The sequence below is a fragment of the Campylobacter sp. CS_NA3 genome (genome assembly GCF_027797495.1).
Taxonomy (GTDB): Bacteria; Campylobacterota; Campylobacteria; order Campylobacterales; family Campylobacteraceae; genus Campylobacter_B.
The window spans coordinates 1,353,306-1,374,100 of record NZ_CP115609.1; the positions used below are offsets into that span (position 1 = coordinate 1,353,306).

A 20,795-nucleotide genomic window follows, 5' to 3' on the forward strand; every position below is an offset into this window, starting at 1 on the left:
ATTTAATAAATTGCTTTTACAATATTTAAATTTAAAACACCCAAGACGGAAAGCATTAACAACAACTAGATAAGTTTTAACTCTAATTGTTTGTGCCGTTAAACTTGATTTAGTAAATGTAAAATTTAAACTTTATGATTTAAATTTAAAAATTTAAATCTCAATCATTTAAATTTGGGATAACAAATTTACTAAATTTGCATTAGTGTCTAAATTTAAAGCTTTAACAAGATCCTGTAAAATCGTTTTTATTAAAACTTGATTGTGACTTTTAACAATGGTAAGTTAAGGAACTTTAAGTCGTAAAAGACTTAAATAGAAAGTTAAAATTTACAACTTCCTATTTAAGTCTTTAAAACTATCTTTTGATTTTAAATTTGAGATTAAATGGTGGAGAATAGCGGGATCGAACCGCTGACCTCCTGCGTGCAAAGCAGGCGCTCTCCCAGCTGAGCTAATTCCCCATTTCAAATTTAGTGTCAATCCCTCAAACCTAAACAAGGACGATTGAGTTTATGATGAATATCTTGTGAGAGAATATTCATTTGTACTCTAGAAAGGAGGTGATCCAACCGCAGGTTCTCCTACGGTTACCTTGTTACGACTTCACCCCAGTCGCTGATTCCACTGTGGACGGTAGCTAGTTTAGCATTCCGGCTTCGAGTGAAATCAACTCCCATGGTGTGACGGGCGGTGAGTACAAGACCCGGGAACGTATTCACCGTAGCATGGCTGATCTACGATTACTAGCGATTCCGGCTTCATGCTCTCGAGTTGCAGAGAACAATCCGAACTGGGACATATTTTATAGATTTGCTCCATCTCGCGATATTGCGTCTCATTGTATATGCCATTGTAGCACGTGTGTCGCCCTAGGCATAAGGGCCATGATGACTTGACGTCGTCCACACCTTCCTCCTCCTTACGAAGGCAGTCTATTTAGAGTGCTCGGCCGAACCGTTAGCAACTAAATACGTGGGTTGCGCTCGTTGCGGGACTTAACCCAACATCTCACGACACGAGCTGACGACAGCCGTGCAGCACCTGTCTCAACATTCTAGCAAGCTAGCACTCTCTTATCTCTAAGAGATTTGTTGGATATCAAGCCTAGGTAAGGTTCTTCGCGTATCTTCGAATTAAACCACATGCTCCACCGCTTGTGCGGGTCCCCGTCTATTCCTTTGAGTTTTAATCTTGCGACCGTACTCCCCAGGCGGTATACTTAATCCGTTAGGTGGATTACTGCCATGACTAGCATAGCAACAACCAGTATACATCGTTTAGGGCGTGGACTACCAGGGTATCTAATCCTGTTTGCTCCCCACGCTTTCACGCATTAGCGTCAGTTAAGTTCCAGTAGATCGCCTTCGCAATGGGTATTCTTCTTGATCTCTACGGATTTTACCCCTACACCAAGAATTCCATCTACCTCTCCCTTACTCTAGATTACCAGTTTCCCAAGCAGTTTAACGGTTAAGCCGTTAGATTTCACAAGAGACTTGATAATCCGCCTACGCGTCCTTTACGCCCAGTGATTCCGAGTAACGCTTGCACCCTCCGTATTACCGCGGCTGCTGGCACGGAGTTAGCCGGTGCTTATTCGTTAGGTACCGTCAGTGTTCTTCCCTAACAAAAGGAGTTTACGCTCCGAAAAGTGTCATCCTCCACGCGGCGTTGCTGCTTCAGGGTTTCCCCCATTGAGCAATATTCCCTACTGCTGCCTCCCGTAGGAGTCTGGACCGTGTCTCAGTTCCAGTGTGACTGATCATCCTCTCAGACCAGTTATGCGTCATAGCCTTGGTAAGCCATTACCTTACCAACTAGCTGATACAATATAGTCTCATCCTACACCGAAAAACTTTCCCGACTTAACTTGTGTTAAGAAGGAGTATGGAGTATTAGCAGTCATTTCTAACTGTTGTCCTCCAGTGTAGGGCAGATTAACTATACATTACTCACCCGTGCGCCACTAACTCATAAGAGCAAGCTCTTACTTGTCCGTTCGACTTGCATGTATTAGGCACGCCGCCAGCGTTCACTCTGAGCCAGGATCAAACTCTCCATAAAAAATGTATCAAAGATAAAAAGAAACTTTTTATCTTTTAAATTCAATTTATGAAGTTTTTAATCTAAAAACTTAATTGTTTGTAACTTTTAAATTTGACAATTTAAATAAATTGTCTTTGGCTCAATCGATCACTTGTTTAGATTTCAAAGATTGACTAAAAGATAGTTTAACAATACTAATTTAAAAAACGCTTTTTAACAAAAACAAAATCTAGGATTTAGTCCGAGAAGGTTGTTTCCGTGAAAAGGAAATGTGATTATATATGAGGGTTGCTTAAAGACAGCTTAATAAACGGGCGATTTTTGATAAATTTTCAAAAATTTGCAAAAAATTTAAAAAAATTTGCAAATTTTATCAATCTATATAATTATAGAAACGAAATTTATTTTTTAAATTCCAAATTTAATTTTTTCGTTTCGCCCGTTTGAAAATTTGAATTTTGTATCATTTCTATGCGTTTTTGTAGTTTTGGGTGTGAGCTAAAAAGGCTTGAAATCATATTTTCATCGCCGTCTTTTGCCATACTTACAAAAAATTCGTCCGCCCCACCGACATGCCCGTAGTAGCAATTTAGCACTTCAAGCGCACTTTTATCGGCTGCACTTTCTTGGTCTTGCGAATATTTACTAAATCCTAAATTTTGGATTAAATTTAACAAAGCATTGCTTTCGCCAAGACTAGCAGAAATCACACCAAATACCAAATTTACGGCAGTTCCACGCAAATGGTCGCGGTTTTTAAAATGTGAAAGTTCGTGCGCTAAAATAAAAACTAGCCCGTTTTCACTTTTTATATGCGAAAAAAGTTTGTCGGTTACGACGATGTCGCCGCCGATTTTCGCATACGCATTTGGCACGACGCTCTCTTCTATATGAATTTGCAAGTCGTATTTAATGTCAGCGCAAGGTTTGATTTTATCGACTAAAATTTGCAAATTTTTATCTTTTTGAGTGAGTTTTTCAGCTGGAATTTTTGATGAGAAAATTCTATGTTCTGTTTCTTCGGGGATAAATTTAACCACGAAATTTACTAAAATTTGCAAAACAAAAACCAAAACAATAATCCCGACAACCGCCCCTAGCGTAAGCGCAAGAAAATTTTTTATATGATTTTCTTTGCTTATATTTTCATCGCTTTCGGTATATCGTGGTTCGTAGTTCATTTTTTATAATAAATCGCCGTAGCATAAGCAAAAACTTCGATCGAGCCGACACTTTTTGTATTTTTTGTTATCGACGCTGTTTCGATGCGTAAATTCATAAATTCATCAGCCGTCGGGGCTGATTCTTTTAAACGCAAAACCGCCTCTCTTCTAGCACGATCAAGCAGACTTTCATACGGCACGACCTTGCCGCCAAAAATATTTATAACACTTGCGTAAATTCGCTTAAAATAATCCACCGAAACAACAACGCTTCCTTGCACGAGCGCTGAATTTACAATCTCATCGCTTCGCATAGGAAATTTTTTATTTGTTGTCGGAATTCGTAAAAATTTAAGCTCTCGTTTTTTAATCGATTTGTAGTGATTAGCTTCTGCAGCACTTCCGAAAAAATACCCCAAAGCCAAAAGCACTAAAAATATGATAATATCGCTCATAAAACTACCTTACGACCACTGCCGTGCCATAAACATAAATTTCAGCCGCACCTGCTGCGATAGAAGATGTCGCAAAACGGACATTTACGATTGCATTTGCTCCAAGTCTCTGAGCCTGTGCTATCATACGATTTGTGGCTTCTTTGCGAGAATCTTCTAAAAGCTCGGTGTAGCCCTTTAACTCACCGCCAAAAACATTTTTTAGCCCTGCCATCATATCTCGTCCGATATGTTTAGCTCTAATCGTGCTTCCTGAAACCACGCCAAAAACGCTTTGAATTTCCTTTCCCGGCACGGTTTCTGTATTTACCAAAATCATTTATGTCCTTTAAATTTAAATAAGCAAAATGGTAGCATAAATTTATTTAAATTTAAATGCAAATTTAAAAAATTTTCAAATTTAAACTTTTAAGTGAGTGCTAAATTGTTAAGAGTTATAATACAAATGTTAAAAATTTTTTAGGAGATGAGTATGAGAACAATTCAAGCAGAAGAAATCTCTAAAACAGTCGCTGAGCTTTGTAAAAAAGCTTGTTATGTCGTTACGCCCGATATGAGAAAGGCGTTTGAAAAGGCGCGTGAGAGCGAAGTTTCGCCTATCGGAAAAGATATTATTGGCAAACTTCTTCAAAATGCCGACATTGCCGCAAAAGGCGTAACTCCGATTTGCCAAGATACGGGCATGGCGGTAGTTTTTGTCGAAGTCGGACAAGATGTGCATATCGAAGGCGGATATATCGAAGATGCTATCAACGAAGGCGTTAAAAACGGCTATGTTGATAATTATCTTAGAAAATCAGTCGTGGCTGAGCCTTTGTTTGAGCGAAAAAATACCACAAACAACACTCCTGCGGTTATAAATTTACGCATTGTGCCTGGGGAAAAAATCAAAATCACAGTCGCTCCAAAAGGTTTTGGTAGCGAAAACAAGTCAATCCTAAAAATGTTAGTTCCTGCTGACGGAGTTGAAGGCGTGAAAAAGGTATTCCTTGAAGCCGTAAAATACGCAGGACCAAACGCCTGTCCTCCAATGGTTGTGGGCGTTGGAATCGGCGGGACGATGGATAAAGTAGCACTCCTAGCCAAACAAGCTGCCGTCCGCTCAGTCGATAGTAGAAATCCTGATGAAAGATATGCAAAGTTAGAAGATGAGCTTTTAGAAATGGCTCGTGCCACAGGTGTTGGTCCGCAAGGACTAGGTGGAATCAATACTGCCGTGAAAGTAAATGTCGAGTGGTATCCAACTCACATAGCAGGGCTTCCTGTGGCGATAAACATCAACTGCCACGCAGCAAGACACGCTAGTGCCGAAATTTAAGGAGATAATCATGTCAGAAGTAAAAAGAATAACAGCACCGTTTGATAAAGAAGTAGCAAGAAGCCTAAAAGCAGGCGATAATGTGTTGATTTCAGGCACAATCATAGCTGCCCGTGATGCCGCACACAAAGTGCTAACAGAAACTTTGGCTCGTGGAGAGAAACTACCTGTGGATTTAGCAGGAGAGACGATTTATTATCTTGGACCAAGCCCAGCTAAACCGGGAAATGTAATCGGCGCAGCAGGTCCTACTACAAGCGGCAGAATGGATAAATACACCCCGACAATGATAAACGAAGTCGGCATTAACGGTATGATCGGCAAAGGTTATAGAAGCGAAGCCGTCGTCGAAGCGATGAAAAAATCAGGTTGCGTTTATATGGTGGCCATAGGCGGTGCTGGCTCACTCATCAGCCAAAGCATAAAATCTTATGAAGTCCTAGCCTACCCGGAACTTGGTCCAGAAGCCGTCGCAAGACTAGTGGTAGAAGATTTCCCTGCGATTGTGGCGATTGACTGCGACGGAAATAATTTCTACGAAACAGGTCAAGCACCATACAAAAAAATCTAAATTTAAAAAACCAAAGCGAATTTCGCTTTGGTTTATCTTTTAAAACTCAAAACTCTCACTGCAAAAATAATCGCACCAAATATCGCCAGATATTCGCAAATGCTTAGTATTAGCGAATTTTTATTTTCAAGCCCGAAGCCTACTTTAAAAAACAGATATTCATAAAAATGCAAATCAACAAATGAGTAAATTCCAAAAGATAAAAGTGCCAAAAATAGAGCAAATTTGACGAATTTATTAAATTTTATACTCTCTAAATTTGCTAAAATTTTTAAATTTAAGCCGATATGGATACTTGCGAGTAAAAATAGCAAATGCGTAGCAAACATGTGGATATTTTTTGCGCCGTCTGAGCCAAAACCAAAATCAACAAACGCAAAAATATATTCAGAGAGAAAAACGGCACTCACAAAAGTCGCACACAGCGTAAATAAAAGCGTCAAATTTAAAATGCTTCTAAAAAATTTTCTATTAAATTTAGCAAGATTTTTTCGTCTAAAAAATGCGTGAGTTAGAGCAAAAATCACAATGATTAAGCCCAAAATTTCATGCACAAATTCGCCGATTTTTTTGTAATTCATACTTAAAATAAGGCACAAAATCGCCGTCAAATAAAAAAATCTAGCGTATTTTTTCATCATAAATTTGCAAAATTTAGTTATTAATCTTATCAAACCACGCTTTTATCTCTTTTTTCGCCTTTTCGCGTTCGTTTTGTGCGACAGCACCCCTAATGCTAAAATATCCCAAAACTTTGTTTTTTGTCGTTTTCTCGACCGAATTTACAGTCCTATCTAAGCCGCTTCCTTCGTGTGTGTTGAAGACAAAAATCGGTTTGCCTTGCAAATTTACGCTTTCTAAAAATGTAAAAACACCCATCGGCAAATCGCCCCACCAAGTCGGAAAGCCCAAAAATATGGCGTCATAATTAGCTATATCATCACCAAATGGCTTAATCTCAGGACGAGCACTTCGTTTTTGTTCGCTTTTTGCGTAATCAATGGCTTCTTGATAGCCTTTTGCGTAAGGCTTTAAAGTTTCGATTTTAAATAATTTTCCGCCACTAAATTCAGCCAAAAATTCAGCCAAAATTTCTGTGTTGCCTTTTTCTATGTAGCCTACTTGATAATTCTCATCAGCCCTAGAAAAATACGCAATTAGCACCTTTTTACCACTCATATTAAAGCTTTGCGAAACCTTCGTGTCAGCGGCATTTCCCGCACACCCAAAAAAAATCATCACAAAAAAAATCAAAATTTTCTTCATCGTTTTTCCTTGCTTTAAATTTAATTCTAAACAAAGAAATTATATAAAAAAGATAAAAAAATCGGTAGAACAATTCTCCAAATTCATTGCCCAATCCTACAAAATTTGACAAATCGAAGTAAAATTTGCAAATTTTAAAAAATTACGATAAAAAACTTTAAATTTAGTCGTTTTGTATCTTATTTTCATCTTTTAGGCTGACTTTTACCGAACCGATTGTCGTGCCGTCCATTTTAAGCACTTCATAAATGCAGTTTTCATCTTCAATGACATCGCCGACAACTGGCAAACGACCAAGCAGGTTAAAGACATAACCGCCTATGGTTAGTTGTTCGGTTTCATCATCAAAGGCTATTTCCATTAGCTCTTCAACACTTTCGATGTCAAAGCGCCCTTTGAATTCGTAAGATTTATCATCAAGTTTTCTATAAGCCAAATTTTTATCATCATGCTCGTCGTTTATCTCGCCAAAAATCTCTTCGATAATGTCTTCCATAGTAAGAAGCCCTGCCGTACCGCCGTATTCATCGATGACAAGGGCGGCTGAAATTCGCTCTTTATTCATCATCGGCAAAATTTTTGAAATCGGGCTATTTTCGGGAACTATTATTATTTTTCGCACGATTTTATCAAAATTTTTCTCGCCACTGTGTTGCAAAATATCCCTGATATGGATAAGACCTAGCACATTATCTTTGCTTCCGTCGATATAAGGAAAGCGAGTAAATTTGCTATCTATCATAATTTTATAATTTTCTTCATAGCTTTTTTGTTTATTTAGACAAATCAAATCTTTCCTAGGTGTCATTATCTCTTTTGCCACCGTATCGCCGAATTCAACGGCATTTTTGATGATTTCAGTCTCTAAGGAATCTAAAACTCCGCCTTTAAGGCTTTCGCTTGCTATGATTTTTATCTCTTCTTCGGAGTGCGCTACTTCGCTATCTTTGACGGCACGAATTCCAAAAAGTCTAACCACACTTGAAGCGATAAAATCAAACGCCTTAATCGCAGGTAGGCACAAAACCCAAAAATAATACAGCGGTCTAGCAATCCAAAGCACGATTTTTTCGGATTTTGCGATAGCGATTAGCTTTGGAGCCTGTTCGCCTAAGACAATATGCAAAATCGTAATAACGCTAAAAGCGATAACAACGCTAATAGTATGCACAGCAGTAGTGCTAAAACCATAAGCACCAAGCGGTTCTTTTAAAAGCCTTGCGACAGCAGGTTCGCCTATCCAACCAAGTGCTAGCGAAGCAAGAGTAATGCCGATTTGACAAGCACTTAAATATGTATCGATTGAATTTGTCATTTTTAGCGCAAGTTTTGCATTGCTTACCTTATCTTTAACCATTTCTTCGAGTTTTGAGCGACGAACTTTAACAAGAGCAAATTCAGATAAAACAAAAAAAGCATTTAAAAAAATTAAAACAAAAGCGAGTAAAAGCATAAAGACCGAATGATCCGTGTCCAAAATTTAATCCTTAAATTTAAAAAATAAAAGCAAATTATATCAAAAATTTTGTAAATGAAAAAATTTAAATTTGCGTTGATTGCGACGGCACCGAGTTTTTGAGCCAAATTTGAATATGAAAATTTGCATTAAAATTTGCTAAATTTAAGTGAAATTTAATGAAATATTATAAATTTTGCAATCGAAAAAGGCTTTAAATTTGTGCGAATTTACACAAATTTAAAGCCGTAAATTTAACTACTTTTTAGCAGTTTTTGTTGATTTTTTTGTCGCTTCATACAAAGGCATAACCTTTGGAATAGCCTTATTTAACTCTTGAATTCGTGTTTCATTTGACGGGTGAGTTGATAAAAATTGCGGCGTGCTACCCTCGCTTAATAGGCTCATCTTTTTCCATACATTTACAGCTGCATTTGGATCGTATCCTGCTCTTGCCATTAGTTCAAGTCCCATCAAATCGGCTTCGCTCTCGTGGCTTCTTGAAAACGGCAAAGATATGGTGTAGTGAGCCGCCATATTAACCGCGGCAGTTCCTAGATCGCCAAGTCCTGCTGCTTGGCTAACTGCAAAAATTCCTACATTTTTAAGTTGATCTTGTGAAGCTTGTTCCCTGCTGTGTTCTCTTAAAGCATGAGCAATCTCATGTCCGATAACGGCTGCCAACTCAGCATCGGTTAGTTTAAGAGAATTTATAATGCCCGTATAAACGGCGATTTTACCGCCCGGCATACACCAAGCATTAACCGTTTTATCATTGATTACATTTACTTCCCAATTCCATTTTAACGCATCGGGTCTAAAAACTCCGACTTGATTTATGAGTTTAGTAGAGATATTTTTAACTCTATCTGTCTGCTTTTTGTCTGTATTTAGTGTTTTTGAAGCGTTTGCTTTTTTCAAAGTATCGGCATACGCCAAAGTAGCACTTTGATTCATCGCTTCTTCACTCACCACCAAAAGCTGAGTTCTGTTTGCGCCTACAACGCCACCTTGCGTGGTGCTAGCACAACCTGAAAAAATAACACCTATAAAAATAGAAACCAATAAAACCAATTTTTTCATACTATTCTCCTTGTGAAAATTTCATAAAATTCTATCATTTAACAACTTCAATCAGACTTAATCAAATTTGCAAATTTTATCTTAAATTTGGTAATGTTTTGCAAAATTATTAAATTTTTTCTTAATCTATATAAGCAATATTTTTGATAATATTTTTGCAAATATGTCCAAATTTAGGAGATAATTTAAGTCTTAAATGATTAAATAAATTTAAATTTTTCATCGTTTATTGTAAATTTTAATTAAATTTTAAATAGCAAAGCTATAAAATAAAAATTAAGTTCAATAGAAAGGAACAACAATGAGTTTTTTAACTGAATTGAGCCAAGGAACACAATTTGCACTTCAATTGTTGATAGTGCTTGGTTGTTTGTTTTACGGCGCTAGAAAGGGCGGTATAGCCCTTGGTTTGCTAGGCGGTATCGGTCTTTTGGTAATGGTATTTTTATTCCATATCCAACCGGGAAAACCTGCAATCACCGTTATGCTCGTTATCTTGGCAGTTGTTGTCGCAAGTGCGACATTGCAGGCAAGTGGTGGTTTGGACTGTATGTTGCAAATCGCCGAAAGAGTTTTGCGAAAGCATCCTAAATATGTAAGTATTTTAGCGGGTTTTGTAACTTGCACTTTGACCGTTCTTTGCGGAACAGGACATGTTGTTTATACCGTTTTGCCTATCATTTATGATGTTGCGATTAAAAACAATATCCGCCCTGAACGCCCTATGGCAGCAGGTTCCGTTTCAGCGCAAATGGGCATTATCGCAAGTCCGGTTTCGGTTGCGGTTGTATCTTTGACTGCATTTTTACTTGCAGCTGAAACAAAACTACCAAATTTTGACGGATATTTAGATTTGCTAAAAATCACTTTCCCATCTACATATTGTGGCGTTTTAGCGATTGGTCTATTTAGTATGTTTAGAGGTAAAGACTTGGAAAAAGACGAAGAATTCCAAGAAAAGATGAAAGACCCTGAATTTAGACACTATGTTTATGGCGAAAACGAAGGCGCTTCGCTACTTGGCGTAAAACTAGAAAGCAAAAAATGGCTTGCAATGTGGATTTTCTTAGGCATTATCGTTGTTGTTGCTGTTTTGGGTTATTTTAAAGAACTGCGCCCTGCATGGCCAAGTGCAAAAGATCCTGCTAAATTATCTCCTATGAGCATGACAGATGTTATCCAACTATTTATGCTACTAGCCGGTGCGCTTATTATCATCTTTACAAAAACAGATGCAAACAAAATCAGCAGAAACGAAATTTTCCGCTCAGGTATGATTGCTTTGGTTGCCGTTTTTGGAATTTCATGGATGGCAGATACTATGTTTGCAGTTCATACAAAAATGTTTAAAGAAGCGCTTGGTGGCGTCGTTCAAGCTCACCCTTGGACCTATGCAGTTATGCTTTTATTGATTTCAAAATTCGTAAATTCACAAGCAGCCGCGTTAGCCGCATTTGTTCCAATCGCTCTTGGTATCGGTGTAAGCCCTGGTATCATCGCAGCATTTGCACCTGCTTGCTATGGTTATTATATCCTTCCTACATACCCAAGCGACCTTGCGGCTATCCAATTTGACCGCACAGGCACTACACATATCGGAAAATATGTAATCAACCACAGCTTTATATTCCCAGGATTAATCGGCGTATTTACTTCATGCGTTGTAGGTTATATTCTAGCCGGAGTTTATGGCTATCTATAATAGTTAAAAAGGAAGCGTTTAAAACGCTTCCTTTTTTTGTTTTCTAAAAATTATTCAGCCTAGCTTTTTTGTGATACTTCGTTTTTACTTCACTCGATAGACAGCAAGTCTTATCTCGCTCGTAAAAACTCGTAAGCACAAAAAATCGTCGGCATACGCACATCAAATTTAACATTGAATTGTTTTTGAAATTCCAAATTTGTTTCCATTGTCATTGCGAGTTTTTTCGCAGAAAAAACGAAGCAATCGCCAATGGTTAAATTTATGAAATGTAAATTTATAATTTAACAACTTAACCTTTGGTGATTGCTATAAATTGTTTTGAAAATTTAAATTTGACGGCAAATTTGAAAATGCCGTCAAATTAGTAATTAAAGATTATTTATTTTCGTCTTTTTTATTTTCGTCTGTTTTTTTAGTTTTTAGCGAATTTTTCGCAGCTTCAAAGGCTCTTGCGCCAAATTCTTTGGCTTTTTCGTTGAAGTTTTTTGCCGTGTCTGAGTTTTTAAATTCGTTAAATTTTTCACCCAATTTTTTCTCAAAATCCAAAAATTCTTTTTTTATGTCATTAAATTTCTCGTCTAAATCCAAATTTTCGATAAATTTAGAACTTTTTTCATTGAATTCTTTTTTAAGCTCTTCAAATTTTTCATTGCCGATTTTTGCGATTTCTTTGTATTTGCTTTCCAAATCAAGCTCTTCGATTTTTGCATTTATTTGATCTGAAAGCTCGGTTGAAATTTTCTTAAATTTACCCGCATATCCGCTAAATTCTTCATCTAAAACCTTTTGTAACGCACTTTTTGCAGGTTCGTCTGCTTTGGTGTGAAGCTCTTTTAAAAGTGCGTTAAATTCGTTCTGAATGTGCGGAATTTCACTTCTTGTATCTTCTAAATTCGCCACCACCTCATCGGGGGCAAAGTTTAGATTGTCTTTAAATTTTTCGATTGATTTTAAAATTCCGTCGTTTGCTCCGCTAACGGCACCGCAAATTAGCTCGCCAGAGTAAATTTTGCTCTCATTTGCTACTAAAATCGCCCTTGAAACAACGATTTTAGCAATCTGCAAAATGCGAGATTTTTTAAATTCGCCATCATTTATCGACATAAAAACGATATTTTTCGCCACTTCGTGCGCAGTTTCTTTTATATCCAAACCATTTTCGATAACCGAAATAAAGGCAAGTTCAGAGCTTTCTTTTAAAATGCCCTTCATATCAAGTTCGTTTATCAAAACATCGTTTAAGATACCTAAAATTTCATCTTTTTTGTCAAATTTGCCGTCTTTAACCGAATTTTCTATCGCCTCAAAGCCACTCGAAACGGCGTTTTTCATTTCGGCTCGTTGAGCAAAAATTTGTTTTTTTAGTTTGTCGGCTTCATAAATCAGCTTAAATAAATACTGCTCTTCTTCATCACAAATCGCCTTTTTAAGCCCCAAAAGAACAAACTTTACGCTTTTTTCGTCCAAAATTTCAAGCTTTTTTAAATCTGTGCAAAATTTACTAAAAAGCGAACTTACTTTTTTATTTTTCGCTTCTCTATCAAGCCCACGAAACGCCCTTAAACTCTCATCAAACGCCAAATTTTCAATGCTTTGACCAAGCTCAGCGGAACCTAATTTTTCTTTTAGGTTATCAAAAAATTTACTCATCACACTCCCCTATAATACAAATTTGAAATTTGCTCTTAATTTATCAAAAATCTCAACTCTTTTTTCATCACTATCAACCAACACAGCGACATTAAAACTGCTAAATTTTCCGCCGTTTGAAAAATTTGAAAACGAAATTTTATACTCTTCGCCTTTTAAAAGCTCTTCGATATGCGCTCTTTCGTGTTTGATAGTTTCTAAAATCACTTTGTATTGCCAAAAATTTGGATACTCTATCTTTGGTTTTTTACCATTAACATCGCAAATACTCGCCACTTTTGCCTCCGCTCTTGCTTTCTAGTCTAATTTCAGAAATTTCCATTGATTTATCGATTGCTTTTACCATATCGTAAATCGTTAAAAGTCCAACGCTAACGCCTGTTAGCGCTTCCATTTCAACGCCTGTTTTGCCAAAAATTTTAACCGTTACAAAAAGTCTAAACGCACAAATTTCGCTTAACTCTTCAATGTCGGTTTTAACCGAATTTATAAAAAGCGGGTGCGTCATCGGGATTAATTCGCTTGTTTTTTTTGCTCCCATTATGGCTGCAACCACCGCCGTTTGCAAAACAGGACCTTTTTTTGCGGTATTATTTCGCACCGCTTCAAATGCCTCGCGGCTCATTTTTATAACGCCGCTAGCTGTTGCGACTCGCTTAGTTTCGGCCTTTTCGCCCACATCAACCATTTTTGGCATATTATTTTCATCTAAATGTGTTAGCATAATTTTTCCTTTTTTAAAAAGACGATTATAGCAAATTTAATAAAATTAAGGGTAAAAATAAAAAAACCCGAGCCGTTGGAAGAGCTCGGGTCAATACAAAAAGGAGGTTTTTATCTTGTCGGACAACGGAATAATAATATCTTTTTTTAAATTTGCAATCAATTTTTATTAAATAAAATATAACGAGATAAGAATTTTTATAATTTAGAGCTTGTGCGGAAAAAATTCCGCACAAATTTTGTTATTTTAGACCTTTTAGAAGTGCGCCAAGCATTCCAAGATCTAATCCGCCTGAGTTTTGTTGTTGAGCGTTTTGTTTATTTCCGCCCAAAAAGTTACTAGCAAGTCCCGGTAAATCAGCTAAATCTAGCTTTCCGTCGCCGTTAGTATCAAATTTAGCAACTGCAAGTCTTGCTATAAGCGAATTAAAATCAATGCCGGAAGCTTTATCGACTGCATTTGCTTGTTTTTGACCTAAGAAATTTGCACCAATACCTGCTATAATCGCGTTTAGCGTATCAGGGTTCATATTTGAACCCAAAAATTTTTGAACGAAATTTTCAGGTTGTTTTTCGAATTTATCGACATTTTTTTGGCTTTGTTGCAAAGCTGAAACCAATTTTAACAAATCATTTATTTCCATTTATTTCTCCTTTTTTACAGTCGCTTTTACGACTTCTTTTGCGATCATTTCTATAACTTTTTTGCAGTCGCTTTTTTGTTTGAAATCTTCGCTAACAGCGATGATTTGACCATTTCGCGCAGTTAATCTAAATCTAAATTTACCGGCTTTATCATCGTAAATTTGGAATTTAGGATGCGTTAAGGCTTCGCCTTTTTCGGTTAAGTCTTCGACTTTGTTCAAAGCGGCATTCTTCTTCACACTTTCGATGCCATTTTTGCAGCCGTCTAAACTTTTATAGACTTCCGAAGTGCAAACAGTATGTCCGTTTGTGCTGATAAAATCGAACTTGCAACCGTCTTTGGCTGGTTTGATTAAAAAGTGAGCCATTTTTTATCCTTTCAGAAAAAATTTCTATTATTTTAGCAAATTTAAATTAATTAGTTGTATTAAAATTAAAAAATAAATTTATTTTTTTCGCTATAATCGCCAAAAAATTTTGGAGCAAATAGATATGAAATTTAAAATTTGCCTTTTTAGCGTGATTTGTGCGTTCTTTTTTGGTTGTGATGACGGCGGGTCTGCATTTGGAAGCAGTGAAAAATTATCAATACTTCCTTGCGATTTAAATTCACAAATTTGCGAAAAAGAATTTAACGGCACAAAAGTTAAATTTGAAATCTCGCCAAAACCGATTTTAGCAATGGAAAAACACATTTTAAAAATTTCAAATTTAAACGCAAATTTCAAAAATCCCGAAATCGTCTTTAAAGGCGTAAATATGTATATGGGCGACATCGCTTCGCCTTTACAAAAAGACGAAAATGGCGAATTTAGGGCAAATTTTATGCTAAGTTTTTGCACCACTAGCGTTATGCGTTATCGTGCTGAAATCTATGACAATAAAGAACCAACGGGAATCTTCATCGAATTTGATGTGATTAAAAGATAAAATTATGGCAGACAGGAAGGGATTTGAACCCTCGAAAGCTTTCACTTTACACGCGTTCCAGGCGTGCTCCTTAAACCACTCGGACACCTGTCTATGAGATAAAAATTTATCAAATTTAATAAATTTTAGTATGAAATTTGCCAAATTTAGTGAAAATTTAATAAATTTAGCAAATTTAAAAAGCGTAAATTCGCTAAATTTGCAAATTTACGCCAAATTTTTTATGAATTTAAAAGCTCTTTTGCTATTTTAGCGACATTGACATCGCTAAAACCAAAGAGTTTAAACAGCTCATTTGCGTTTCCGCTCTCGCCAAAGCTCTTCATACCAAGCACTTCATCGGCAAATTTATACCACTCCAAGCCACTAGCTGCTTCGACGGCTAAGACTTTTGTATTTTTATTAAAAACTCTATCTAAATAGCTCTTATCTTGCTTGCACAAAAGCTCAAAACAAGGCGCACTAACGACATTTGCTTCTATATCTTCGCTTTGCAAAATATCGGCAGCCTTCAAACAAAGCGAGACTTCGCTACCGCTTGCAACAAGCGTGATTTTAGCGTTTTCTCTTTCTTTTACGAGATAAGCGCCGCCTTTAACGCTTCCAAAAACTGCTTTTGGTAAGCACTCTAAGCCCTGACGAGAGCAAACAAACGCGCAAGGACTTCCCAAATTTAGGGCTTCCTTCCAGCACTCAACATTTTCATTTCCATCCGCTGGGCGAAATGTGTAGAAATTTGGCATTGACCTAAAAGTTGCTAGTTGTTCGATAGGTTCATGCGTTGGTCCGTCTTCGCCAACGCCGATACTATCGTGCGTAAAAATAAAATAATGGCGTAAATTCATGAGTGCGGCAAGTCTAGCCCCACATTTTAGATAATCACTAAAAATGAAAAATGTCGCCGAAAACGGCACAAAAAGCCCATACCTAGCAATCGCGTTATTTATCGCCGCCATTGCGTGTTCGCGAATTCCAAAGTGCAAATTTTTTCCGTTTGGAAAATCGCCCATATCTTTAAGCTCGGTTTTATTTGAAGCAGCCAAATCGGCACTTCCGCCTAGAAAGCTAGGCACAGACGCAGCGATTGCATTTAAAATTTTGCCGTTGCTGTCCCTTGTGGCGACCTTTTGACCGCTAAAATCAGGAAAAGCTACCTTGCTAAAATCAGGGTTTAAAAGCGAATTTAGTAAATTTTTCTTTTCATCGCTTAGTTTTGCAACTTTTTCGTTCCAAAGTTTTTCTTCTAAATCGCCCTTTTCAACGGCACTTCGTGTCTCAAAAAGCACATCTTCGCCCACTACAAATGTTTTATCAGGGTCAAATTTAAGCTCGGCTTTCGCTCTTTTTATCAAATCTTCGCCAAGCGGCGCTCCATGCGTTTTATGGCTTCCTTCAAGCTCTAACGCACCCTTGCCGATAGTCGTATTTGCGATGATTAAGTATGGTTTTTCTTTATTTTTAGCTTCATCTAGCACGAATTCGATTTGATCAAAATTATGTCCGTCTATTCGCGCCACTTCAAAACCTTGCGCTTCAAAACGCACCTTAACATCTTCGTCCCACGCGATGTCTGTGCTTCCGTCGATTGTGATTTTGTTGCTATCATAAATTATGACTAGATTGTCTAAGTTATGGCGACCGGCTAACGCACAGGCTTCGTAGCTAATGCCTTCTTCTAAATCGCCGTCCCCGCAAAGGCAGTAAATTTTATGATCGATTATTTCGTTATTTTCTTCATTTAGCAAATTTGCAGCGTATTTTGCCGCCATAGCAAAGCCAACAGCATTTGCCACGCCTTGACCGAGTGGTCCTGTTGCGATTTCAACGCCGTCAGTGGTAATTTCGGGGTGTCCGGGCGTTTTTGAGTGGAGTTGTCTAAAATTCTTTAAATCGTCCAGATCAAGATCGTATCCGCTTAAATACAAATAACTATACACCAAAGCACTTGCATGACCGCCTGAAAATACGATTCTATCGCGGTTTAGCCACTTTGGATTTTTTGGATTGTGGCGAATTTTGCTCATTAAGACACTCATTACATCGCTTAGTCCCATTGGAGTTCCTGGGTGTCCTGAATTTGCCTTTTGAATCATATCGGCACTTAAAAACTTAATGGTGTTTGAAATTTTGCTTCGCATATTTATCCTTTTAAATATTTTTCTATTAAATTTGATATTAAATTCACTAAATTTTCATCATAATTTTGCAAATTTTCGCTGATTTGGGCGATGATTTTTTCTTTGTAGGCTTTTGAACGCTCAACGCCGATTAAATTCACAAATGAATTTTTAAATTCGTCGTGATTTACAGGTTTTCCCGCTTCTTCGCTGGTTGCGGTTGCGTCGATTAAATCATCTTGAATTTGAAAAGCTAGTCCTATTTTTAGCCCGATTTTATATAGCTCTTTTGCTTTTTCATCACTAAGTCCAGCAATAACGGCACCAAGCTCCAAACTAGCTGCGATTAGTGCGCCTGTTTTGTGTAAATGCAAAAATTCAAGCTTATCAAGTTCGAGCGTAGTTTTTTCAAAATAACAATCTAGTGCTTGACCCAACGCCATACCCGCACTTCCTGCATTTTTGGCTAGAATTCGCACACATTTTACTTTGATTTCATCGTTTAAATTTGCATTTGCTATGCGTAAAAATGCGTCTGAATTTAGCGCGTCCCCGACTAAAATAGCCGTTACTTCGTCATATTTTTTATGAATCGTAGGAATTCCGCGACGAAAATCAGCATTATCCATACTTGGCAAATCATCATGGATTAGCGAATATGAGTGAATCATCTCTAATGCCATCGCAACTGCCATTGCGTCGTTAAATTTGCTCTTATCGACGGCATTAACTACGCCTAAGAGAAGCTGAGCGCGAAAATGTTTGCCACCTGCTAAAAGCATATAATTTAACGCTTCTTCAAAATACGGGTGATAGCTTTTGCATTTTGTTAAATTCTGCTTTAAATAATCCTTGAAACACTCTAAAATATTCATTTTTGCACCTTAAATTTACAAACCAAAATTCCCTAAATTCCCAAGCCCTAGCATTTTCGCTGCTGTTTGTTTTTTCTCATTTTCTATAAGTTTAACAGCGTCATTCATCGCTGAAATGAGCAAAATTTGCAAACTCTCTTTGTCTTCAAACAAGCTATCGTCGATATTTAAATCCATTACTTCGCCGTTGCCGTTGATTTTGATAGCGACTAAGCCGCCGCCTGATTTGACCGAGTATTCTTTATTTGCATTGGCTTCTTCGATCTCTTTTGCCTTTTTTTGCATTTCTTCGACCATTTCGCCCATTTTTGAAAAATCAAACCCTTCAAACATCATTTACTCCACAATTTCATTTTTTTCATTTACATGCACGATTGTCGGCTTGTGCGTTTTGGCTTCATTTGCGTCCATATCGGCATAACTTACGATTATGACAAGATCTCCAACGCAAACTTTCCTTGCGGCTGCGCCATTTAGGCAAATTTCGCCCTTTTTCTCGCCTTTTATGATATATGTGCTAAATCTCTCGCCATTGTTAATATCAAGCACATCGACCTTTTGAAATTCAAGCAAATTTGCAGCTTTCATTAGATTTTTATCTATCGTAATCGAGCCGACATAGTTTAAATTCGCATCGGTTATGGTCGCTCTGTGAATTTTACTTTGCATCATTGTTATCGTCATTTTATCTCCTTTAAAATTTCCCTAACGCACTCTTTGTCGCTAAATGGGTATTTTACCCCTTTTATCTCTTGGGTATTTTCATCGCCCTTGCCTAAAATCGCTACAACTTCGCCGTTTGTAGCCAAACTTAAAGCCTTTTTTATCGCTTCTTTTCTGTCTGTGATTTTTAGAATTTTATCAAATTTACTCATTCCAGCATAAATTTCTTCTATGATTTCGCTTGGATTTTCGCTTCTTGGATTATCGCTTGTTATAATGCAAATTTTAGCAAATTTTTCGGCGATTTTCCCCATTAACGGGCGTTTTGTTTTGTCTCTATCCCCACCTGCTCCAAAAACTACGATTAGCTCGTTATCTTTTAGCGCATTTAGCACTTTTTCTATGCCATCGGGCGTATGCGCAAAATCAACGATTACAAGCGGATTTTTGCTAACTATTTCAACGCGACCTTCGACACCTGCGAAATTTGCCAGTGCGTTTGCGATTTTTTCGTTTTCTAAATTTGTTAGAATTTTAACGGCACAAAAAGCCGAAATGATATTGTAAAGATTAAATTCGCCAACCAAATCGCTTTCTATCTCGCACTCGCCATAGGGCGTTTTTAAAACAGCGTTTATGCTATCTTTTACGCTGTAAGCTAAAACGCTAAAAGTGGCTGAATTTTTTATCCCATAGGTAAAAGCGTTTTTGAGATTGAAATTTATAAATTTATCGTCTTTATTTATCAGCTTTACGCTCTCATCGGCAAAAAAACTGCTTTTAACTCTTGCATATTCTTCAAAAGTTTTGTGATAATCAAGGTGATCTTGCGTTAAATTTGTAAAAATTTTAAGAGCAAATTTAAGCCCTTCTATGCGATTTTGTGCGATAGCATGAGAGCTAACTTCCATTACCAAAAATTCGCACCCCTGCTTTGTAGCTTCGTATAAATAACTAAGCGTTTTGATAACCGAGCTTGTGGTTAGCCCTTTTTCGTCAATGCGTTTATCGTTTATAAATGCCCCGCGCGTCCCCGTTAAGGCGCATTTATAGCCCAAATCCAAAAGCGTAGAATAAATGGCTGCCGCTGTGGTCGTTTTGCCGTTAGTGCCTGTAATACCCACTATTTTGATATTTTCATCGATTCCAAGCATTTCTTTGGCTTTTTCTATGCTAATTATCTTTGCGCCGTTTTGGCTCGCCGAATTTACAAAAGCCGAATTTGCCGAAGTTTGCAAAAAAAAGCAACCATTTTCGCACTCGTTAGAATTGTCCGTGATAAAGCTATTTTGAATTTGAATTTTCATTGTTTTTTATCTTTTCTATAAGTTTATTAAATTTCAAATCGTCCGTAAATACCCAAGAAAAATCTTCGATATATCGCAAACTCATATCGATAAAATCGTTTTCTACCAAATTCTCTAAGAAATTTAGCATTTCGTCTTTGCTCTCTATGGTTATGCTCGATGAAAACATTACACCTTCTAAAACCTGCTTGAAATCGCCCGTTTTACCCAGTATTTCTCTAAATTCTTTATACGAAATCGAATTTTTTACATCATCTTTGAGATTTTCAGGAATTTGTGACTCTTCTTCTTCGTAAATATTTTTATAAAGCGAATTTAAAATGTCAAAAAATTCGTCCATATTTTTTTTGGATTTGATTTGATAAAACTCGAAAATCGGCATAACTTCGCTTCTATCGATAAGCGCTAACTCGGCAAGTTCTATCAAAAACAAAAGCTCATCATTTGGTTCTTGCTCGTAAGCAAGGCTAAAATAAAGCTTTGCGTCTTTAAATCTGTAACGCGAAAATGCCTTTATGCCTAATTCTTTATAATCCATCTACACTCTCGCCCATTGGGATATTTACGACGCTTAGTTCTGGGTGTATGTCTATGCGAAGTTGGCGCTCTACGCCGTATTTAAGCGTCTGACCGGCAGCCGCACAGCCGTGGCAATGCCCTGTTAGTTGCACATAGACAACGCCGTTTTTGATTTTTAAAAGCTCTATATCGCCACCGTCATTTTGGAGCATTGGGCGGATTGCGTTTAGGCTATTTTGAACCGGTTTTAAAAGTTCTTCATCGCTAAATGGTATCACTAAATTTTCCTTTATTTTTTTG

At 37.2% G+C, this 20,795-nt stretch carries 23 protein-coding genes, 2 tRNA genes and 1 rRNA gene; 4 read left to right on the forward strand and 22 right to left on the reverse strand.

Features of this window, described 5'->3' with window-relative positions:
- Nucleotides 1-388 precede the first annotated feature (388 nt).
- The 5 genes from PF026_RS06775 to PF026_RS06795 all read right to left on the reverse strand — a co-directional run bounded on the left by PF026_RS06775 (nucleotide 389) and on the right by PF026_RS06795 (nucleotide 3,986).
- Nucleotides 389-464: transfer RNA gene (locus PF026_RS06775), tRNA-Ala, on the reverse strand.
- Nucleotides 465-556: 92 nt separating this feature from the next.
- Nucleotides 557-2,067: ribosomal RNA gene (locus PF026_RS06780) — 16S ribosomal RNA — on the reverse strand.
- Between the two features lie 383 nt (nucleotides 2,068-2,450).
- Nucleotides 2,451-3,230, reverse strand: a complete 780-nt coding sequence (locus PF026_RS06785; protein WP_270864034.1) for a M48 family metallopeptidase — start codon at nucleotides 3,228-3,230, stop codon at nucleotides 2,451-2,453.
- Nucleotides 3,227-3,667, reverse strand: a complete 441-nt coding sequence (locus tag PF026_RS06790) for a YbjQ family protein (protein WP_270864035.1) — start codon at nucleotides 3,665-3,667, stop codon at nucleotides 3,227-3,229. The genes PF026_RS06785 and PF026_RS06790 overlap by 4 nt, the downstream gene beginning before the upstream one ends.
- 4 nt (nucleotides 3,668-3,671) lie before the next feature.
- Nucleotides 3,672-3,986: a YbjQ family protein gene (locus tag PF026_RS06795; RefSeq protein WP_270864036.1), complete on the reverse strand. Its 315-nt coding sequence runs from the start codon at nucleotides 3,984-3,986 to the stop codon at nucleotides 3,672-3,674.
- A gap of 153 nt (nucleotides 3,987-4,139) precedes the next feature.
- Here PF026_RS06795 and PF026_RS06800 point away from each other — a divergent pair, with 153 nt between their 5' ends.
- Nucleotides 4,140-4,985, forward strand: a complete 846-nt coding sequence (locus PF026_RS06800; protein ID WP_270864037.1) for a fumarate hydratase — start codon at nucleotides 4,140-4,142, stop codon at nucleotides 4,983-4,985.
- A gap of 10 nt (nucleotides 4,986-4,995) precedes the next feature.
- Nucleotides 4,996-5,556 carry a Fe-S-containing hydro-lyase gene (locus PF026_RS06805; protein WP_270864038.1) on the forward strand — a complete coding sequence of 187 codons (561 nt, stop codon included), beginning with the start codon at nucleotides 4,996-4,998 and terminating at the stop codon, nucleotides 5,554-5,556.
- Nucleotides 5,557-5,588: 32 nt separating this feature from the next.
- On the opposite strand, the gene PF026_RS06810 is transcribed toward PF026_RS06805, so the two are convergent.
- From PF026_RS06810 to PF026_RS06825, 4 genes are all read right to left on the reverse strand, one after another.
- Nucleotides 5,589-6,230 carry a DUF4405 domain-containing protein gene (locus PF026_RS06810; protein ID WP_270864039.1) on the reverse strand — a complete coding sequence of 214 codons (642 nt, stop codon included), beginning with the start codon at nucleotides 6,228-6,230 and terminating at the stop codon, nucleotides 5,589-5,591.
- Nucleotides 6,211-6,822, reverse strand: coding sequence for a flavodoxin (locus PF026_RS06815; protein WP_270864040.1), 612 nt, complete (start codon nucleotides 6,820-6,822; stop codon nucleotides 6,211-6,213). Before PF026_RS06815 ends, PF026_RS06810 begins: the two co-directional genes overlap by 20 nt.
- A gap of 163 nt (nucleotides 6,823-6,985) precedes the next feature.
- On the reverse strand, nucleotides 6,986-8,275 hold the full coding sequence (locus tag PF026_RS06820; RefSeq protein ID WP_270864203.1) for a hemolysin family protein: 1,290 nt from the start codon (nucleotides 8,273-8,275) through the stop codon (nucleotides 6,986-6,988).
- Nucleotides 8,276-8,536: 261 nt separating this feature from the next.
- Nucleotides 8,537-9,361, reverse strand: coding sequence for a M48 family metallopeptidase (locus PF026_RS06825; RefSeq protein WP_270864041.1), 825 nt, complete (start codon nucleotides 9,359-9,361; stop codon nucleotides 8,537-8,539).
- A gap of 301 nt (nucleotides 9,362-9,662) precedes the next feature.
- Between PF026_RS06825 and PF026_RS06830 the strand changes: the two genes are divergently transcribed.
- Nucleotides 9,663-11,063 carry an anaerobic C4-dicarboxylate transporter gene (locus PF026_RS06830; protein WP_270864042.1) on the forward strand — a complete coding sequence of 467 codons (1,401 nt, stop codon included), beginning with the start codon at nucleotides 9,663-9,665 and terminating at the stop codon, nucleotides 11,061-11,063.
- Nucleotides 11,064-11,441: 378 nt separating this feature from the next.
- On the opposite strand, the gene PF026_RS06835 is transcribed toward PF026_RS06830, so the two are convergent.
- The 5 genes from PF026_RS06835 to PF026_RS06855 form a co-directional block, all read right to left on the reverse strand.
- Complete coding sequence (locus tag PF026_RS06835) at nucleotides 11,442-12,716, reverse strand: hypothetical protein (protein ID WP_270864043.1); 1,275 nt, start codon at nucleotides 12,714-12,716, stop codon at nucleotides 11,442-11,444.
- A gap of 9 nt (nucleotides 12,717-12,725) precedes the next feature.
- Nucleotides 12,726-12,992 (reverse strand): HP0495 family protein, encoded by a 267-nt coding sequence (locus PF026_RS06840; RefSeq protein ID WP_270864044.1) that lies wholly within the window; start codon nucleotides 12,990-12,992, stop codon nucleotides 12,726-12,728.
- The gene (gene moaC / locus PF026_RS06845) at nucleotides 12,970-13,443 is read right to left on the reverse strand and encodes a cyclic pyranopterin monophosphate synthase MoaC (protein WP_270861494.1); all 474 of its coding nucleotides are present in this window, start codon (nucleotides 13,441-13,443) and stop codon (nucleotides 12,970-12,972) included. Before moaC ends, PF026_RS06840 begins: the two co-directional genes overlap by 23 nt.
- Nucleotides 13,444-13,681: 238 nt before the next feature.
- Complete coding sequence (locus PF026_RS06850; RefSeq protein WP_270861481.1) at nucleotides 13,682-14,083, reverse strand: hypothetical protein; 402 nt, start codon at nucleotides 14,081-14,083, stop codon at nucleotides 13,682-13,684.
- Nucleotides 14,084-14,452 (reverse strand): YegP family protein, encoded by a 369-nt coding sequence (locus PF026_RS06855; protein ID WP_270864045.1) that lies wholly within the window; start codon nucleotides 14,450-14,452, stop codon nucleotides 14,084-14,086.
- 124 nt (nucleotides 14,453-14,576) lie between these two features.
- Between PF026_RS06855 and PF026_RS06860 the strand changes: the two genes are divergently transcribed.
- Complete coding sequence (locus PF026_RS06860; protein ID WP_270870478.1) at nucleotides 14,577-15,014, forward strand: hypothetical protein; 438 nt, start codon at nucleotides 14,577-14,579, stop codon at nucleotides 15,012-15,014.
- Nucleotides 15,015-15,019: 5 nt separating this feature from the next.
- On the opposite strand, the gene PF026_RS06865 is transcribed toward PF026_RS06860, so the two are convergent.
- From PF026_RS06865 to PF026_RS06900, 8 genes are all read right to left on the reverse strand, one after another.
- A tRNA-Ser gene (locus tag PF026_RS06865) sits at nucleotides 15,020-15,107 on the reverse strand.
- A 128-nt stretch (nucleotides 15,108-15,235) separates the two neighbouring features.
- On the reverse strand, nucleotides 15,236-17,152 hold the full coding sequence (gene tkt / locus PF026_RS06870; RefSeq protein WP_270870477.1) for a transketolase: 1,917 nt from the start codon (nucleotides 17,150-17,152) through the stop codon (nucleotides 15,236-15,238).
- Between the two features lie 2 nt (nucleotides 17,153-17,154).
- Nucleotides 17,155-18,006 carry a polyprenyl synthetase family protein gene (locus PF026_RS06875; protein WP_270864048.1) on the reverse strand — a complete coding sequence of 284 codons (852 nt, stop codon included), beginning with the start codon at nucleotides 18,004-18,006 and terminating at the stop codon, nucleotides 17,155-17,157.
- A 15-nt stretch (nucleotides 18,007-18,021) separates the two neighbouring features.
- The gene (locus tag PF026_RS06880) at nucleotides 18,022-18,339 is read right to left on the reverse strand and encodes a YbaB/EbfC family nucleoid-associated protein (RefSeq protein ID WP_270864049.1); all 318 of its coding nucleotides are present in this window, start codon (nucleotides 18,337-18,339) and stop codon (nucleotides 18,022-18,024) included.
- 3 nt (nucleotides 18,340-18,342) lie between these two features.
- Nucleotides 18,343-18,690 carry an aspartate 1-decarboxylase gene (gene panD / locus PF026_RS06885; RefSeq protein ID WP_270861475.1) on the reverse strand — a complete coding sequence of 116 codons (348 nt, stop codon included), beginning with the start codon at nucleotides 18,688-18,690 and terminating at the stop codon, nucleotides 18,343-18,345.
- Entirely contained in the window at nucleotides 18,687-19,976 is a 1,290-nt protein-coding gene (locus PF026_RS06890) for a UDP-N-acetylmuramoyl-L-alanyl-D-glutamate--2,6-diaminopimelate ligase (RefSeq protein WP_270864050.1), read from the reverse strand. Before PF026_RS06890 ends, panD begins: the two co-directional genes overlap by 4 nt.
- Complete coding sequence (locus PF026_RS06895; protein WP_270864051.1) at nucleotides 19,954-20,514, reverse strand: hypothetical protein; 561 nt, start codon at nucleotides 20,512-20,514, stop codon at nucleotides 19,954-19,956. The genes PF026_RS06890 and PF026_RS06895 overlap by 23 nt, the downstream gene beginning before the upstream one ends.
- The gene (locus PF026_RS06900; RefSeq protein WP_270861472.1) at nucleotides 20,504-20,773 is read right to left on the reverse strand and encodes a NifU family protein; all 270 of its coding nucleotides are present in this window, start codon (nucleotides 20,771-20,773) and stop codon (nucleotides 20,504-20,506) included. The genes PF026_RS06895 and PF026_RS06900 overlap by 11 nt, the downstream gene beginning before the upstream one ends.
- Between the last annotated feature and the right edge of the window lie 22 nt (nucleotides 20,774-20,795).

Excerpts from the sequence above, each read along its gene's own strand:
- panD (WP_270861475.1), bottom strand. The coding sequence starts at position 18,690 with ATGACGATAACAATGATGCAAAGTAAAATTCACAGAGCGACCATAACC.
- PF026_RS06785 (WP_270864034.1), bottom strand. The coding sequence starts at position 3,230 with ATGAACTACGAACCACGATATACCGAAAGCGATGAAAATATAAGCAAA.
- PF026_RS06860 (WP_270870478.1), top strand. The coding sequence starts at position 14,577 with ATGAAATTTAAAATTTGCCTTTTTAGCGTGATTTGTGCGTTCTTTTTT.
- PF026_RS06830 (WP_270864042.1), top strand. The coding sequence starts at position 9,663 with ATGAGTTTTTTAACTGAATTGAGCCAAGGAACACAATTTGCACTTCAA.
- PF026_RS06800 (WP_270864037.1), top strand. The coding sequence starts at position 4,140 with ATGAGAACAATTCAAGCAGAAGAAATCTCTAAAACAGTCGCTGAGCTT.
- PF026_RS06790 (WP_270864035.1), bottom strand. The coding sequence starts at position 3,667 with ATGAGCGATATTATCATATTTTTAGTGCTTTTGGCTTTGGGGTATTTT.
- PF026_RS06805 (WP_270864038.1), top strand. The coding sequence starts at position 4,996 with ATGTCAGAAGTAAAAAGAATAACAGCACCGTTTGATAAAGAAGTAGCA.
- tkt (WP_270870477.1), bottom strand. The coding sequence starts at position 17,152 with ATGCGAAGCAAAATTTCAAACACCATTAAGTTTTTAAGTGCCGATATG.
- PF026_RS06895 (WP_270864051.1), bottom strand. The coding sequence starts at position 20,514 with ATGGATTATAAAGAATTAGGCATAAAGGCATTTTCGCGTTACAGATTT.
- PF026_RS06825 (WP_270864041.1), bottom strand. The coding sequence starts at position 9,361 with ATGAAAAAATTGGTTTTATTGGTTTCTATTTTTATAGGTGTTATTTTT.
- PF026_RS06855 (WP_270864045.1), bottom strand. The coding sequence starts at position 14,452 with ATGGCTCACTTTTTAATCAAACCAGCCAAAGACGGTTGCAAGTTCGAT.
- PF026_RS06875 (WP_270864048.1), bottom strand. The coding sequence starts at position 18,006 with ATGAATATTTTAGAGTGTTTCAAGGATTATTTAAAGCAGAATTTAACA.
- PF026_RS06880 (WP_270864049.1), bottom strand. The coding sequence starts at position 18,339 with ATGTTTGAAGGGTTTGATTTTTCAAAAATGGGCGAAATGGTCGAAGAA.
- PF026_RS06815 (WP_270864040.1), bottom strand. The coding sequence starts at position 6,822 with ATGAAGAAAATTTTGATTTTTTTTGTGATGATTTTTTTTGGGTGTGCG.
- PF026_RS06850 (WP_270861481.1), bottom strand. The coding sequence starts at position 14,083 with ATGGAAATAAATGATTTGTTAAAATTGGTTTCAGCTTTGCAACAAAGC.
- PF026_RS06890 (WP_270864050.1), bottom strand. The coding sequence starts at position 19,976 with ATGAAAATTCAAATTCAAAATAGCTTTATCACGGACAATTCTAACGAG.
- PF026_RS06820 (WP_270864203.1), bottom strand. The coding sequence starts at position 8,275 with ATGCTTTTACTCGCTTTTGTTTTAATTTTTTTAAATGCTTTTTTTGTT.
- PF026_RS06795 (WP_270864036.1), bottom strand. The coding sequence starts at position 3,986 with ATGATTTTGGTAAATACAGAAACCGTGCCGGGAAAGGAAATTCAAAGC.
- PF026_RS06835 (WP_270864043.1), bottom strand. The coding sequence starts at position 12,716 with ATGAGTAAATTTTTTGATAACCTAAAAGAAAAATTAGGTTCCGCTGAG.